9 protein-coding genes and 1 pseudogene are annotated in these 15,529 nt (G+C 63.8%); 6 read left to right on the top strand and 4 right to left on the bottom strand.

The genetic code is table 11. The annotated features are described in order from the left end of the window. Positions 1-79: 79 nt before the first annotated feature. Positions 80-1,363 carry an MFS transporter gene (locus tag BQ8794_RS22140; RefSeq protein ID WP_077380788.1) on the top strand — a complete coding sequence of 428 codons (1,284 nt, stop codon included), beginning with the start codon at positions 80-82 and terminating at the stop codon, positions 1,361-1,363. Between the two features lie 278 nt (positions 1,364-1,641). After that, complete coding sequence (locus BQ8794_RS22130; RefSeq protein WP_077380786.1) at positions 1,642-3,210, top strand: alkaline phosphatase D family protein; 1,569 nt, start codon at positions 1,642-1,644, stop codon at positions 3,208-3,210. A gap of 272 nt (positions 3,211-3,482) precedes the next feature. On the opposite strand, the gene BQ8794_RS22125 is transcribed toward BQ8794_RS22130, so the two are convergent. Next, complete coding sequence (locus tag BQ8794_RS22125; protein WP_077380785.1) at positions 3,483-3,764, bottom strand: hypothetical protein; 282 nt, start codon at positions 3,762-3,764, stop codon at positions 3,483-3,485. A 200-nt stretch (positions 3,765-3,964) separates the two neighbouring features. On the opposite strand from BQ8794_RS22125, the gene typA reads away from it, so the two are divergent. Next, complete coding sequence (gene typA / locus BQ8794_RS22120) at positions 3,965-5,794, top strand: translational GTPase TypA (RefSeq protein WP_027154593.1); 1,830 nt, start codon at positions 3,965-3,967, stop codon at positions 5,792-5,794. Between the two features lie 425 nt (positions 5,795-6,219). Then, the gene (locus BQ8794_RS22110) at positions 6,220-6,834 is read left to right on the top strand and encodes a LysE family translocator (protein ID WP_077380783.1); all 615 of its coding nucleotides are present in this window, start codon (positions 6,220-6,222) and stop codon (positions 6,832-6,834) included. Positions 6,835-6,843: 9 nt separating this feature from the next. Here the strand turns inward: BQ8794_RS22110 and BQ8794_RS22105 are convergent, their stop codons facing one another. Then, positions 6,844-7,167 carry a YciI family protein gene (locus tag BQ8794_RS22105; RefSeq protein ID WP_077380782.1) on the bottom strand — a complete coding sequence of 108 codons (324 nt, stop codon included), beginning with the start codon at positions 7,165-7,167 and terminating at the stop codon, positions 6,844-6,846. 123 nt (positions 7,168-7,290) lie between these two features. Further along, positions 7,291-7,413: pseudogene (locus tag BQ8794_RS22100) on the bottom strand (peroxidase-related enzyme); the annotation flags it as partial. A 135-nt stretch (positions 7,414-7,548) separates the two neighbouring features. On the opposite strand from BQ8794_RS22100, the gene BQ8794_RS22095 reads away from it, so the two are divergent. Both BQ8794_RS22095 and BQ8794_RS22090 read left to right on the top strand, forming a co-directional pair. Beyond that, positions 7,549-12,357, top strand: coding sequence for an NAD-glutamate dehydrogenase (locus tag BQ8794_RS22095; protein ID WP_077380781.1), 4,809 nt, complete (start codon positions 7,549-7,551; stop codon positions 12,355-12,357). 92 nt (positions 12,358-12,449) lie between these two features. Next, the gene (locus BQ8794_RS22090; protein ID WP_077380780.1) at positions 12,450-13,829 is read left to right on the top strand and encodes an MFS transporter; all 1,380 of its coding nucleotides are present in this window, start codon (positions 12,450-12,452) and stop codon (positions 13,827-13,829) included. Positions 13,830-13,874: 45 nt separating this feature from the next. Here BQ8794_RS22090 and purH read toward each other — a convergent pair whose 3' ends face one another. Then, on the bottom strand, positions 13,875-15,491 hold the full coding sequence (gene purH, locus BQ8794_RS22085; RefSeq protein WP_077380779.1) for a bifunctional phosphoribosylaminoimidazolecarboxamide formyltransferase/IMP cyclohydrolase: 1,617 nt from the start codon (positions 15,489-15,491) through the stop codon (positions 13,875-13,877). Between the last annotated feature and the right edge of the window lie 38 nt (positions 15,492-15,529).

The following is a 15,529-nucleotide window of genomic DNA, read 5'->3' as shown; positions in this document are numbered from 1 at the left end:
GAATGTGCCGTGGCCTGCTTGACAATGTTACCGATCGGTACGTATACCTCGGTGCAATTGCAACGTACCGGTCAGTAACATGATAGCTCGATCCCGCCCGTTTGGCCAGCGCTATGCATTTGTCGTAGTCGCCGTCATTTTCCTGTGCCTGCTGATCGCGGCGGGCCTGCGGTCGGCACCGGCCGTCATGATGCTGCCGCTGGAGGAGAGTTTCGGCTGGCGGCGCGATGTCGTCTCGCTCGCCGCGGCCATCGGCATCTTCCTCTACGGCCTGACCGGGCCGTTTGCCGCGGCACTGATGGAACGGATCGGGCTGCGCCGCACGCTGCTGGCGTCGCTGGTGCTGATGTCGGGCTCGACGGCGCTCAGCCTGTTGATGACCCAGCCGTGGCACCTGCTTCTCACCTGGGGCGTATTCTCCGGCGTCGGTTCCGGGGCGGTCGCCACGGTGCTCGGCGCCACCATCGTCAACCGCTGGTTCAAGACCAATCGCGGCCTGGTGATGGGGCTGATGTCGGCCTCCGCCGCCACCGGCCTGCTGGTGTTCCTGCCGCTGCTCGCCGCGCTCGCGCAGTGGGGCGGCTGGAAGCCGGTCGCCATCGCCATTGCGGTCGCCACCGCCTGCCTGGTGCCGCTGGTCTGGCTGCTGGTGCCGGAGCGTCCGGCCTCGATCGGCATGGTGCGCTACGGCGCTGAAGCCGACGACGTGCCGCCGGTTCCGCCGGCCTCGCAGGGCAATTTCCTCACCCACACGCTCAGCACGCTGCGTCGTGCCGCCGGCACCCGCGTGTTCTGGTATCTGTTCGCCACTTTCTTCATCTGCGGCTTCACCACCAACGGACTGGTCGGCACGCACCTGATCGCGTTTTGCGGCGACATGGGCATCGGCCAGGTGCAAGCCGCCGGCCTGCTGTCGCTGATGGGCATCTTCGACCTGATCGGCACGACGCTGTCGGGTTGGCTCACCGACCGTTTCGACCCGCGCAAGCTGCTCGGCGTCTATTATGGCATCCGCGGCCTGTCGCTGATCTACCTGCCTTATTCCGGCTTTTCGTCGACCAGCCTGATCATCTTCGCCGTGCTCTACGGATTGGACTGGATCGCCACCGTGCCGCCAACGCTCAGGCTGTCGAACGAGGCGTTCGGCGACCGCAGCGGGCCGATCGTCTTCGGCTGGATCGTCGCCGGCCATCAGGTGGGTGCGGCGGCGGCCGCCTTCTTCGGCGGCACCATGCGTGAATTGCAGGGCAATTACGAACTTGCCTTCCTGATCGCCGGCATGACGGCAATAGCCGCAGCCTGCATCTCGCTGTTGATCAACACCAGCCGGCCGGCCTTCGAGCCGAACCCGCAGGCGGCTTGAGCTGTGACGGCCGAGCGCTAATCTCCCCCCTCGAGGGGGAGATGGCCGCGAAGCGGCCAGAGGGGGTCGGTCCGACCGGGCTCGGCCCCTTATCGCAGATACAGGAGGTCGGCGCTCCACGCGAGACGACCCCCTCTGACGCCTTCGGCGACATCTCCCCCTCGAGGGGGAGATTCGCCAGCCTGTTGATCGTCAGAAAACCTTCATGGTTTCGAGATGTGCGTGAAACATTGAGGCTGGACCTTGGCGGTGACGTTTAAGCCATCCAGGAGACAGCCATGAACAAGATTTCACGCCGCGCTTTTGTCACGTCGGCGAGCGCCGCCGGCTTCGTCGGCGTATCGGGCCTCGCGCTTCCCTATTATTCGCGCGCCAATCAGCGGCCCGCCTTCACCCATGGCATCCAGTCGGGCGATGTCGACGCCACCAGCGGCGTGGTGTGGACGCGGACCGATCGCCCTTCGCGCGTCACGTTCGAAGTCTCGTCGACGGAAAATTTCGCCAACGCCGTCCGCCTTGCGCCGCTCGATACGTCGCCGGCCAGCGATTACACGGTAAAGCGGCTGCTCACCGACCTCACTTCCGACCAGGACATCTTCTACCGCATGGTCGCGGCCGATCTTGCCGACATCAACGCCGTCTCCGAGCCGATCGTCGGCCGCTTCCGCACGGCGCCGGCCTCGAAACGCGACATTCGCTTCGCCTGGTCGGGCGATACCGCCGGCCAGGGCTGGGGTATCGACGACACCGGCATGAAGACCTATGCCACGATCGGCAAGCATACGCCCGACTTCTTCCTGCATTCCGGCGACACCATCTATGCCGACGGCCCGATGAAGGACGAGGTCGAGCTTCCGGGCGGCAGCAAGTGGAAGAACAAGGTCCTCATCGACGAAAAGCGCAAGGTTGCCGAGACGCTGGACGAGTACCGCGGCCAGTGGAAGTACAACATGATGGACGGACATGTGCTGGGGCTCAACGCCATCTGCCCGACCTTCTACCAGTGGGACGACCACGAGGTGGTCAACAACTGGTCGGATTCGAAGGACCTGAGCGCCGACGACCGCTACTCGGAAAAAAACATTCATGTGCTGGCGGCACGCGCGGCACGCGCCTTCCACGAGATGACGACGATCCGCTACGAGCCCTCGGAACCGGGCCGCGTCTATCGCAAGATCGCCTACGGGCCGCTGCTCGACGTGTTCTTCCTCGACATGCGTTCCTATCGCGGCGCCAATGGTCCTGGTATGCAGGATACGGTGACGCCGCAATCGCGCATCCTCGGCGAACAGCAGACGAGGTGGCTGAAGCGCGAACTGGCAAACTCCAGCGCGACCTGGAAAATCATCGCCGCCGATATGCCGCTCGGTCTCGTCGTCTGGAACGACGCCACCAACAAGGCCGGCGCCGAGGCCATCAGCAATGGCGACAATGGCCCGGCCAAGGGCCGCGAGCTGGAAATTGCCGACCTCCTTCGCTACATTAGGAATGCCGGCATCACCAACACCGTCTGGCTGACCGCCGACGTGCACTACACGGCGGCGCATTACTACAATCCCGACAGGGCGCAGTTCCAGGACTTCAATCCGTTCTGGGAATTCGTCTCGGGTCCGCTCCATGCCGGCACCTATGGACCCAATGATTTCGACATGACCTTCGGCCCGGAGCTGAAATTCATCAAGGCGCCAACCGCCGAGCAGGCGCAGAACCTGCCACCCTCGGCCGGCCTGCAGTTCTTCGGCCTCGTCGACATCGACGGCGCCACTGAACAGATGACGGTGCGGCTGATGGATCGCGACGACAATGAACTCTACAAGGTCACGCTCGATCCGGTGCATTCGGCGTGAGGACTGGGTCACCTTGTATCAAGCATGGGTGACGTCGCGCTGCCCCTCATTGCCCTGCCGGGCATTTCTCCCCGTAAACGGGGAGAAAGTGGCCAACATCGAAGATTTCGCTAATCGCGAACGTTGCAGGAGGAGAGCCGACATTTCGCGCAGCGGTCTTCTCCCCGTTTACGGGGAGAAGGTGCCGGCAGGCGGATGAGGGGCTGCGCCGGCGTTGGCAAGACTTTCAGGAAGGGTCGATCCGAGCTTTCCGACAATGTGCCAAAGCAATCCTAATCCGGATAGCAAACGGTCGGAATATTGGGCCAAACAGCGCTGTCGCAGTTGGCGGCCTCCTGCCTTTGCTTGAAGGCGGCGCTGACCGGCCCGGTCACCACCGGGTCGACGCCATCGGGAGCGTCGGCAAACAACTGCTCCGCCGTTCGGGTGTCGGACGGCAGGGCAGGCCGTGCCTCCTTCGACGTCGCGGCCGACTGTGCCATGCCTGCCGCAAGCAGAACGGCGAGGGCAGCCCATGCGAGGATTGGCCGGTATCTGATGCCCGTTTTGCTCATGAAATTCGAACTGTCCCGACCGTGAAAGGTTCCGCTTTGGTTAATAATTCAATTTCACACCAAGACGCTTAAGATTTGGTGACCATGTATTTGGTGGCACGCCTCCTCTTTCGCAATTGCGAAAAACCCTGTATGAGCCGCCCAACCGAAAGAGGCAGCGCCTTTTGGCCTGCTGCCTGCAACGCTCCCGAGACCACAACATGAAAATTCGTAATATCGCGATCATCGCGCACGTCGACCATGGGAAAACCACCCTCGTCGACCAGCTCCTGAAACAGTCGGGATCGTTCCGCGACAACCAGCGCGTTGCCGAACGCGCCATGGATTCGAACGACCTCGAAAAGGAACGCGGCATCACCATCCTGGCCAAGGCGACCTCGGTCGACTGGAAGGACACCCGCATCAACATCGTCGACACCCCTGGCCACGCCGATTTCGGCGGTGAAGTCGAGCGCATCCTGTCGATGGTGGATTCAGCCATCGTGCTGGTCGACGCCGCCGAAGGGCCGATGCCACAGACAAAATTCGTCGTCGGCAAGGCGCTCAAGGTCGGATTGAAGCCGATCGTCGTCATCAACAAGATCGACCGGCCGGACGCCCGCCACGTCGAGGTGGTCAACGAAGTGTTCGACCTGTTTGCAGCGCTCGACGCCACCGACGAGCAGCTCGACTTCCCGATCCTTTACGGCTCGGGCCGCGACGGCTGGGTGTCGGAAAACCCCGAAGGTCCGAAGGACCAGGGTCTGGCGCCGCTGTTTGACCTCGTCATCAAGCATGTGCCGGCGCCGACCGTCCATCCCGGCCCGTTCCGCATGATCGGCACCATCCTGGAAGCCAATCCGTTCCTTGGCCGCATCATCACCGGCCGCATCGAATCCGGCACGCTGAAATCCAACCAGGCGGTCAAGGTGCTGCATCATGACGGCACCCAGGTCGAAACCGGCCGTATCTCGAAGATCCTGGCTTTCCGCGGGCTCGAGCGCCAGCCGATCGACGAGGCGCAGGCGGGTGACATCGTCGCCATCGCCGGCCTGTCGAAGGGCACCGTCGCCGACACGTTCTGCGACCTGTCGGTGACCGAGCCGCTGCATGCGCAGCCGATCGATCCGCCGACGGTGACGATGTCGTTCCTCGTCAACGATAGTCCGCTGGCCGGCACCGAGGGCGACAAGGTGACCAGCCGCGTCATCCGCGACCGCCTGCTGCGCGAGGCCGAAGGCAATGTCGCGCTGAAGATCGAGGAATCGCCGGACAAGGATTCGTTTTTCGTGTCCGGCCGCGGCGAATTGCAGCTTGCCGTGCTGATCGAGACGATGCGCCGCGAAGGGTTCGAGATTGCCGTGTCGCGGCCGCGCGTCGTCATGCAGAAGGGCGAGAACGGCGAGTTGCTCGAGCCGGTCGAGGAAGTCGTCATCGACGTCGACGAGGAGCATGCCGGCGTCGTCGTGCAAAAAATGTCGGAGCGTAAGGCCGAGATGGTCGAATTGCGCCCGTCAGGCGGCAACCGCCAGCGCATCGTCTTCCACGCGCCGACGCGCGGCCTGATCGGCTATCAGTCGGAACTGCTGACCGACACGCGCGGCACAGCAGTCATGAACCGGCTGTTCCATGCCTACGAGCCTTACAAGGGTGAGCTGCCGGGCCGCACCAATGGCGTGCTGATCTCCAACGAACAGGGTGAATCAGTGGCTTATGCCATGTGGAATCTGGAAGATCGCGGTCCGATGGTCATCGATCCAGGCGTCAAGGTCTATCAGGGCATGATCATCGGCATCCATTCACGCGACAACGACCTCGAAGTGAACGTGCTGAAGGGCAAGAAGCTGACCAACATCCGCGCCGCCGGCAAGGACGAGGCCGTGAAGCTGACGCCGCCGATCCGCATGACGCTGGAACGCGCGCTGGCCTGGATCCAGGACGACGAGCTGGTCGAGGTGACGCCGAAGACCATCCGCCTGCGCAAGCTCTACCTCGACCCGAACGAGCGCAAGCGTTTTGAGAAGTCGGCGAAAGTGGTCGGCGCGGCGTAGGCGGGATGTCGGCGGCAAACTCCTCACGGCTGTCGCATACGGTAATCGACCCGAGGCTGAAGTTTGCGTCTCGATGGTTAGTGCGCAAGGGATCTATGCTCTCGCGACGCATATTTCCGACGTAGGCGGGCTTGGCCTGATCCCATGGAGGTCGGCGCTGCCCCTCATCCGCCTGCCGGCACCTCTCCCCGTGAACGGGGAGAAGACCGCTGACCGCACCCGGCGTTCATTTTTTGCAACGCTGGTAACTGGCGGAACCGTCGATGACGGCGCCCTTCTCCCCGTTCACGGGGAGAAGATGGCGGCAGCCAGATGAGGGGCAGCGCCGGCGCCTCTTCAGAGGGCAAAGTTCTCAGCAAGCTGCAGGGGTGCCAAATCGCCGCCGATCGGATATCCTTAGCTTTCTGACGCTCGAAGGCACTCACATGCACCTCACCTCTCTCCTCATCTTCGCCGCCGCCCTTTTCGTCGCCGCGGGCTCGCCCGGCCCCTCGATTGCCGCCCTGGTGGCGCGGGTTATCGCAAAGGGCTTTCGCGACGTGTTTCCATTCCTGCTCGCCATGTGGATCGGCGAAGGCATCTGGCTGTCGCTGGCGGTGTTCGGGCTGGCGGTGGTGGCGCAGACCTTCCATCTCGCCTTCGTCGTGCTGAAATGGGTCGGCGTCGCCTATCTCGCCTACCTCGCCTGGAAGATGTGGACGGCCCCGGTCGAGGCGCGCGAGGGCGAGATGCCGCGCGAGGAATCGGCCGTCAAATTGTTCTTTGCCGGCATGGCGGTGACGCTCGGCAATCCCAAGATCATGATGTTCTACCTGGCGCTGCTGCCGACCATCATCGATCTCGCCTCGGTGACGGTGGTCGGCTGGATCGAGCTGACGCTGACCATGGTCGTGGTTCTGGTCGCCATCGATCTGGCCTGGGTGCTGGCGGCAGCGCAGGCGCGAAAACTCTTGAAGAGCAGGCGGGCGATGAAGATCGCCAACCGCGTCAGCGCCGGCACCATGGCCGGCGCCGCGGCGGCGATAGCGGCTCGATCCTGAGCCGGTGCGTCAGCCCATTTCGATGATCGGCGCGATCTCGACGCTGAAACCCGGGTCCGTCAGGATGGGACAATCCTTTGCCTTTTCGACGGCATCGTCGATGTCGTTCGCTTCGATGATTGTGTAACCGGCGGTCGGATTGCTGCCGCCATTGTTCTCGACCTTGCCGCCGGGCAGTACGGTCTTCGACATGCCGACCGGATTGCCACCGTCGACCACGGCCGAGCCAAGCTTGCCGTACCAGCCGCTCCAGGCATCCATCGCTGCTTGCCGTTCGGCCGCGTCGGTCGGCATCTTGCCGGAGCCGTGATAGACATAGAGAAATTTCGCCATGTTCTCCTCCGTTGATCAGCGGCGTCGAACCGACATGCGGTCACGCCGCAGCGGTAATCATCGGACCAAACCGGCAAAGACGCAACGAGAATGCGAATCACTAATGTGAGGTCCGGTTGGCTAAGCGCAGGCCAAAAGCACGTTGGGAACGAGACCGAGCTTCTGCTCGCATTTGGCGAAATAGGCTTTCGTCGCTTCGCTCAGTTCCGCGGCTGCGAGGTCAAGTGCGATGATTTTGTCTTTCATGGCGGATTTTCTCCTCATTTTCGGTGACCCACCGGCGAATCCCGACATTTCGTCGCAAGCGGTCAAACCTTTGTCGCCAAATATCGGTCATCTGCTACCATAGTCGCAAAACATATGACGGGAGGGATTAGCGACATGGCCAGCCTGAAATCCGCAAGCCAGTTGAAAAAGATCAGCACGGCCAAGGGCAGCGAAAAGCCCGGCAGGCTTGCCGACTACCTGCTGGCCCGAGCGCCGGCCGAAGATGTCGCCGCCTATAACGTCGCCGACCTCGAACGCGCCGCCGATCTCGCCGGACGCGCCGTCGCCAGGCACAAGAAGGGCGATTGCGTCGTCGCCATAGACGTCGATTCCGGTGTCGTGCGCCAGGGCAGGCCGATGACCGTGATCACCGTCGTCAACGACAATATGCCGTTCCTGTTCGATTCCATCCTCGGCGAGATCACCGAGAGCGCCGGCGAACCGCTGCTGGTTACCCATCCGGTCATCGTCGTCAGGCACGGCAAGAACGGCGTCGACGAAATCCTCGGCGATGGCGGCTTTGCCAAGGGCGATCACAGCCATGAACGGCTGAGTATCATCCACGTCCATATAGGCCGTCTTTCGGCCGAGCAGGCCGAGGCATTGGCCGAGCGGCTGAAAAAAATATTGGGCCAGGTACGCGCCGCGGTCACCGATTGGAAGCCGATGCTGGCCCGCCTCGACCAGGCGATCTCGGAGTTCCGCTACGCCCCGGTGCCGCTCGACAAGGCCCACGTCACCGACGCGATCGCCTTCCTCGAATGGCTGCGTGACGACAATTTCACCTTCCTTGGCATGCGCGAGTTCAAATACACCGGCGGCGAGAAGAGCGGCACGCTGGAGCGCACGGAAAAGCCCGGCCTCGGCATCCTCTCAGATCCCGACGTGCTGGTGCTGCGGCGCGGCACCGAAGCGGTGACGACGACGCCGGAAATCCGCGCCTTCCTGCACGGGCCGGAACCGCTGATCGTCACCAAGGCAAACGCCAAATCGTCGGTCCATCGCCGCATCTATCTCGATTACATCGGCGTCAAGACCTACACCGCCAAGGGCGTGCTTGCCGGCGAGCTGCGCATCGTCGGCCTGTTCACCTCGACCGCCTACACGCGCTCGGTGATGAAGATCCCTTATCTCAGGTCGAAAGCCGAAACCATCATCGCCAAATCCGGTTTCAACCCTGAAGATCACTCCGGCAAGGCATTGATCAACGTGCTGGAGAGCTATCCGCGCGACGAGCTGTTCCAGGTTCCGGTGCCGATCCTGCGCAAGCACGCCGAAGCCATTCTGGGGCTGATCGAGCGGCCGCGCGTCAGGGCGCTGGTGCGCGCCGATCAGTTCGACCGCTTCGTCTCGATCCTCGTCTTCGTGCCGCGCGACCGCTACGACAGCGTCGTACGCGAGAAGATCGGCACCTATCTGAAGACGGTGTTCCAAGGCCGGCTGTCGGCCTACTACCCCGCCTTTCCGGAAGGCGGACTGGCGCGAGTCCATTTCATCATCGGCCGTTCCGGCGGCAAGACGCCGAAGATCGACCAGGCGACGGTCGAGGCAGCGATCCGCGCCATCGTACGGACCTGGGACGACATTCTGCGCGAAACCGCGGCCGAGACCGGCGCCGATGCGGCGCTCACGGCGATCGCTTCGCGCTTCTCGGGGAGCTATCGCGACAGCTTCTCGCCGGCGGAGGCGTTGGCCGATGCCGGGCGCATCGCCAGGATCAGCGCGGCCAATCCGATCGCCATCGACTACTACCGTCATGCCAACCAGGAACCGCATCAGGCGGCGCTGAAGATCTATCACCATGGCAGCCCGGTGGCGCTGTCGCGACGGGTGCCGGTGCTGGAGAACATCGGTTTCCGCGTGATCAGCGAGCGCACCTTCGAGGTCGGGGACGAGGCTTCCGGCATGATCAATAGTGATCAGCCGGGCATGGTCTTCATCCACGACATGGAGCTCGAAAACAGCTACGGCAAGCCGATCGACCTTGGCGACCGCGGCGCGCTGTTCGAGGACGCGTTCCTTTCCGTCTGGCGCGGCGACATCGACAATGACGGCTATAACGGCCTTGCCCAGACCGCCGGCCTGTGGTCGAGCGAGGTCACCATCCTGCGCGCCTATGGCCGCTATCTGCAGCAGGCCGGGATTCCGCAAAGCCAGGATTTCATTGCCGCCGCACTCAACCGCTATCCGGAGATCGCGCGTGGCCTGCATGAGCTGTTCGTCGCCCGCCTCGGGCCGATGGCGGAGACGGAAGGGTTGGTCGCCGCCAAGCACCTCAAGGCCAAGATCAGGGATGCGCTGGAAGAGGTTCCCAACATCGATGACGACACCATCATCCGTCGCTACCTCAACCTGATCGAAGCCTCGCTACGCACCAATCATTTCGTTGCCGATACGAAGGAGAAGGGCCAGTCGCTGGCGATCAAGCTCGACTCGCAAGCGGTCGACGGCCTGCCGGCGCCGCGGCCGTGGCGGGAGATCTTCGTCTACGGCTCCGAAGTCGAGGGCGTGCATCTGCGCTTCGGCCCGGTCGCCCGCGGCGGCCTGCGCTGGTCGGATCGCGCCCAGGACTACCGCACCGAGGTGCTCGGCCTGGTCAAGGCGCAGCAGGTCAAGAACGCGGTGATCGTGCCGGTTGGCGCCAAGGGCGGGTTCTATCCGAAGAAGTTGCCGATGGGCGCCGGCCGCGACGCCATCTTCGAAGCCGGCGCGTCCGCCTACAAGAATTACGTCTCCAGCCTGTTGTCGATCACCGACAATATCGGCCTCGACGGCGTCATTCCGCCAGCCGGTGTGATCAGGCGCGACCAGGACGATCCCTATTTCGTCGTCGCCGCCGACAAGGGCACCGCGACCTTCTCCGACACCGCCAATGCCATCAGCGAGAAGCATGGCTTCTGGCTCGACGACGCCTTCGCCAGCGGCGGCTCGGCCGGCTACGACCACAAGAAGATGGGCATCACTGCCAAGGGCGCCTGGGAAGCGGTCAAGCGGCATTTCCGCGAGATGAACCGCGACATCCAGACCATGCCCTTCACCGTCGTTGGTGTCGGCGACATGTCGGGCGACGTGTTCGGCAACGGCATGCTTTTGTCCGAGCAGACCCGGCTGATCGCCGCTTTCGACCATCGCGACATCTTCATCGATCCCGCTCCCGACATGGCAGCTTCGATGGCCGAGCGCCGGCGCATGTTCGCCCTCGCCCGTTCGAGCTGGCAGGACTACGACAAGACAAAACTGTCCGAAGGCGGCATCATCGTCTCGCGCAGCCAGAAATCGATCACCCTGCCGCCGGCCGCGGCCGCGGCGATCGGCCTCGGCAAGACGACCGCCTCGCCGGTCGAGATCATGAGCGCCATCCTCAAGGCGCCGGTCGACCTTTTGTGGTTCGGCGGCATCGGCACCTATCTCAGGGCTTCGACGGAAACCAACCAGGACGCCGGCGATCGCGCCAACGATGCAATTCGGGTGACTGCGCTCGAAGTGCGCGCCAAGGTCATCGGCGAGGGCGCCAATCTTGGCGCGACGCAGCGGGCCCGCATCGAGTTCGGGCTGAATGGCGGGCGCTGCAATTCCGACGCCATCGACAATTCGGGCGGAGTCAACTGCTCCGACGTCGAGGTCAACATCAAGATCGCGCTGGCTTCCGCCATGCGCAAGGGGGCGCTGACCCGCCCAGCGCGCAACAAGCTTCTCGCCGAAATGACCGACGACGTGAGCGCGCTGGTGCTGTCCAACAATTACGAGCAGACGCTGGCGCTGTCCCTTGCCCGCAAGCGCGGCCTTGCCGATATCGCCCATCAGAGCCGTTTCATGGCAGCGCTCGAGGCGCGCGGCCTGCTCGACCGCAATGTCGAAGCTCTGCCGTCGCCGGCAGCCCTTGCCGAGCGCGAGGCGCGCGGTGAGCCGTTGACCAGGGCCGAGCTCGGCGTGCTGTTGGCCTATGCCAAGATCGTGCTGTTTTCCGACATCGTCGCCAGCAACGTCCCGGACGATCCGCATTTCGACCGTGACCTGATGGGCTATTTTCCGGACCGTATGGCGAAGAAATACGCGGCCGAGATCCATGGCCATCGCCTGCGCCGCGAAATTATCGCCCGTGTCGTCGCCAACGATCTGGTCAATCGCGGCGGCCCGTCATTCGTCAACAGGCTGCTGGAAGCGAGCGGCCAAAGTGCTGCAGACGTGGTCCGTGCCTTCGCCGTGGTGCGTGACGGCTTTGGGTTGCCGGCGCTCTATCGCGAGATCGACGCGCTCGACAACCAGATCGACGGACAGGTGCAGCTCGACCTTTATCAGGCTGTTAGCCGGCTTATCTATGTGACCAGCGGCTGGTATCTCAAAAACGATACCAGCACCGCACCGCTCGGCCAACGGATCGCCGAGTTGCAGGACGCGCGCAAGGCACTGGAGCCGAAGCTCGTTTCGCTGCTGCCGGCCTTCTCGCGCGAGCGGATCGAGGAGCGGAGGCATGGTCTGGCCAAGGACGGCGCGCCGGAAAGACTGGCCGAACAGCTGGCGCTGACCGATGTGGTGGGCGTCGTCCCCGACATCGCGCTGACGGCCCGAACGGCGAATGCCGACATTGTCGTCGCTGCGAAGGCGTTTTTCGCGGTCAGCGATGCCTTCCGCATTCCGCGCGTCGAGGATGCAGCGCGCTCGATCGCGCCGTCCGACTACTACGATCAATTGGCGCTTTCCCGCGCCACCGACACGATTGACGCGGCCAGGCGCGGCATCGCGGTGGCGGCGCTCACAAGCCATCCCAAGGCGGCGGACCCGGTGGCGGCGTGGCTGGAAGCCGGCAGCGAGAGGGTCGGGCGCATCCGCGATCGGCTGCAGGCGCTGACCGAGGGCGGCGACATCACCGTGTCGCGGCTGTCGGTGGCATCGGGGCTGATCAGCGACCTGACAGCGCTGTGAGGAGTCTCCCACATCGCTTGGGATTGCCGGCAGGAACTGCGCTATAGAGCGAAACGGTGACTTACTTGGCGGCGCCGTTCGTGGGAGGGCATATGGCCGAGGTAGCAGTGCAGCGAGCGCCGGAACGCGGCATCTGGGGATGGATGCTGTTCGACTGGGCGGCGCAGCCGTTCTTCACCGTCATCACCACCTTCATCTTCGGTCCCTACTTCGTCTCGCGCATGGCGAGTGATCCAGAAACGGGCTTGGCTGTGTGGGGCTATGCAATCGCCGCGGCGGGGCTGGCCATTGCCGTGCTGTCGCCGATCCTGGGCTCGATCGCCGACCAGACCGGCCCGCGAAAACCGTGGATCGCGTTCTTCGCTGCGGTCAAGATCACCAGTCTTTGCCTGCTATGGTTCGCCGCGCCGGGCTCAAATTTATTCCTAGTCGCGGCTTTGTTTTCGCTGGCGTCGGTGGCGGCGGAATTCTCGACCGTGTTCAATGATTCGATGATGCCGCGCCTGGTTCCGAAGAGCGAAATCGGCCGCATCTCGAACATGGCCTGGGGTCTTGGTTATCTCGGGGGCATGATCGCGCTGATCTTCGTCGTCGCCTTCATGGCGGGTTCGCCGGAGACCGGCAAGACGATCATCGGCCTTGACCCGCTCTTCGGCCTCGATCCGAAGCTCGGCGAGGACGCGCGCGCCACCGGACCACTGTCGGCGGCCTGGTATTTTCTATTCATCCTGCCGATGTTCTTCTTCACGCCCGACGCCGTCAAAGGCCTTCCAATCAGGCCTGCTGTGCGCGAGGGACTGTCGGAACTGAAGTCGACGCTGGGCGAAATACGCAAACGCAGCGGCATCTTCCGCTTTCTCGTCGCCCGCATGATCTATCAGGACGGCGTCAACGCGCTGCTTGCGCTGGGCGCGCCCTTTGCCGCGAAGATGTTCCACTGGTCGATCACCGAGGGCGGCCTGTTCGGCATCATCCTCAACGTCGTCGCCATCGTCGGTTGCTGGGGTGCAGCCCATTTGGATACACGGCTCGGTTCCAAAGCCATTGTGATGATTTCGCTTGTATTGCTCATTGTCGCCACGATTGGCATTGTGTCGACTGGGCCGGGCTTCACGCTGCTCGGCCTCATACAGCTCTCTACCGCCGATTCTGGCGGCCTGTTCGGCACGGCAGCGGAGAAGGCCTACATCCTTTACGGGCTTTTGATCGGGCTGGCCTTCGGGCCGGTGCAGGCGTCGTCCCGCTCCTACATGGCGCGTAGTGTTACCGCGGCAGAGTCGGGCCGCTATTTCGGCATCTACGCGCTGGCCGGGCGGGCGACCAGTTTTCTGGCGCCCGTCATGGTGGCAACGATCGGTTTGGTCAGCGGCTCGGATCGGCTAGGCATGGCTGTAATAGTGCTGTTCCTCGGCATCGGCCTGGCGATCCTGGTCCGCACACCGTATCCGGCGGACCAGCGGCCGGCGGAGTAGAGGCGCGCCTTCCCTTCTCCCACAAGGGGAGAAGGGAAGAAGTGCTCAATGCCTGAAATGCCTGACGCCGGTAAACACCATGGCGATGCCGTGGGCGTCGGCGGCGGCGATGACATCGTCGTCGCGCATCGAGCCGCCCGGCTGGATGACGGCGGTAGCACCGGCTTCGATCGCCGACAGCAGCCCGTCGGCGAAGGGAAAGAACGCGTCGGACGCGACAACAGACCCCTTGGTCAGCGGCTCGGCCAGGCCGGCTGCCTCGGCCGCGTCGAGGGCCTTGCGCGCGGCGATGCGCGAGGAATCGACCCGGCTCATCTGGCCGGCGCCGATGCCGACGGTGGCACCGCCTCTGACATAGACGATGGCGTTCGACTTGACGTGCTTTGCGACGCGGAAAGCGAATTTGAGATCGGCCATTTCGGCTGGCGTCGGCGCGCGCCGGGTCACCACATTCAGGTCGAGGTCGTCGACCACCGCATTGTCGCGGCCCTGGACGAGCAACCCGCCGGAAACAGACTTCACAGTGGAGCCGGCCGCGCGCGGATCGGGCAAGCCGCCGGTGACCAGCAAGCGCAGATTCTTCTTGGCGGCGACGATGCGGATTGCTTCGTCCGAGGCGCCCGGCGCGATGATGACCTCGGTGAAGGTTTTGACGATCTCTTCGGCTGCCTCGGCCTCGAGGGTGCGGTTCATCGCGACGACGCCGCCAAAGGCCGAGACCGGATCGCAGGCAAGCGCCTTGGCATAGGCCGCCTTCAGCGAAGCGCCCTCAGCGACGCCGCACGGGTTGGCGTGCTTGATGATGGCGACGGTGGCGGAGCGGGCCGGATCGAACTCGCCGACCAGTTCGAAGGCGGCGTCGGTGTCGTTGATGTTGTTGTAGGAAAGCTGCTTGCCCTGAAGCTGGCGCGCCGTCGCGACGCCCGGCCGCTTGTCGCCGTCGACGTAGAAGCCGGCACTTTGGTGCGGGTTCTCGCCGTAGCGCATCACCTGGTCGAGCCTGCCGCCGAAGGCGCGCCAGGTGGGATGCTCGATCTCCAGCGCTTCGGCGAACCAACCGGAAATCGCCGCATCATAGGTCGCGGTGCGGGCGAAGGCCTTGGCCGCCAGCTTCTTGCGGAAATCCAGCGAGAGCGAGCCGAAATTCATCTCAATCGCGTTGAGCACCGAGGCATAGTCCTCGGGGTCGGTGACGATGGCGACATAGGCGTGGTTTTTGGCGGCGGCGCGGATCATCGCCGGGCCGCCTATGTCGATGTTCTCGACGATCGAGGCGTAAGCGGCGCCGGAGCGGCGGACATCCTCGAAAGGGTAGAGATTGGAGACGACGAGATCGATCGGCTCAATGCCATGATCGCGCATCGCCGCGGCGTGTTCGGGATCGTCGCGCACGCCAAGCAACGCGCCGTGCACGGACGGATGCAGGGTCTTGACGCGGCCGTCCATGATCTCGGGAAAGCCGGTGAGTTCGGAGACGTCGCGCACAGCCATGCCTGCCTCGGCGATCGCCTTTGCCGTGCCGCCGGTGGAGACCAGCTCGACGCCGGCCGCGGCCAGCGCCCTGGCGAAATCGATCAGCCTGGTCTTGTCGAAAACGGAAAGCAGCGCGCGACGAATGGGAACGAGGTCGGGCGCGGGAATGTTCTTGGCGGCGACGGCCATGGGCTGGCGGCCTTTCACGGCTGGTTGGGAAAGTGTCC

The sequence above is a fragment of the Mesorhizobium prunaredense genome, from assembly GCF_900156895.1.
Classification (GTDB): domain Bacteria; phylum Pseudomonadota; class Alphaproteobacteria; order Rhizobiales; family Rhizobiaceae; genus Mesorhizobium; species Mesorhizobium prunaredense.
Note: the sequence above shows the minus strand (reverse complement) of the source record. Positions and strands in the feature narration are given on the sequence as shown.

Excerpts from the sequence above, each read along its gene's own strand:
- BQ8794_RS22140 (WP_077380788.1), top strand. The coding sequence starts at position 80 with ATGATAGCTCGATCCCGCCCGTTTGGCCAGCGCTATGCATTTGTCGTA.
- BQ8794_RS22130 (WP_077380786.1), top strand. The coding sequence starts at position 1,642 with ATGAACAAGATTTCACGCCGCGCTTTTGTCACGTCGGCGAGCGCCGCC.
- BQ8794_RS22125 (WP_077380785.1), bottom strand. The coding sequence starts at position 3,764 with ATGAGCAAAACGGGCATCAGATACCGGCCAATCCTCGCATGGGCTGCC.
- typA (WP_027154593.1), top strand. The coding sequence starts at position 3,965 with ATGAAAATTCGTAATATCGCGATCATCGCGCACGTCGACCATGGGAAA.
- BQ8794_RS22110 (WP_077380783.1), top strand. The coding sequence starts at position 6,220 with ATGCACCTCACCTCTCTCCTCATCTTCGCCGCCGCCCTTTTCGTCGCC.
- BQ8794_RS22105 (WP_077380782.1), bottom strand. The coding sequence starts at position 7,167 with ATGGCGAAATTTCTCTATGTCTATCACGGCTCCGGCAAGATGCCGACC.
- BQ8794_RS22095 (WP_077380781.1), top strand. The coding sequence starts at position 7,549 with ATGGCCAGCCTGAAATCCGCAAGCCAGTTGAAAAAGATCAGCACGGCC.
- BQ8794_RS22090 (WP_077380780.1), top strand. The coding sequence starts at position 12,450 with ATGGCCGAGGTAGCAGTGCAGCGAGCGCCGGAACGCGGCATCTGGGGA.
- purH (WP_077380779.1), bottom strand. The coding sequence starts at position 15,491 with ATGGCCGTCGCCGCCAAGAACATTCCCGCGCCCGACCTCGTTCCCATT.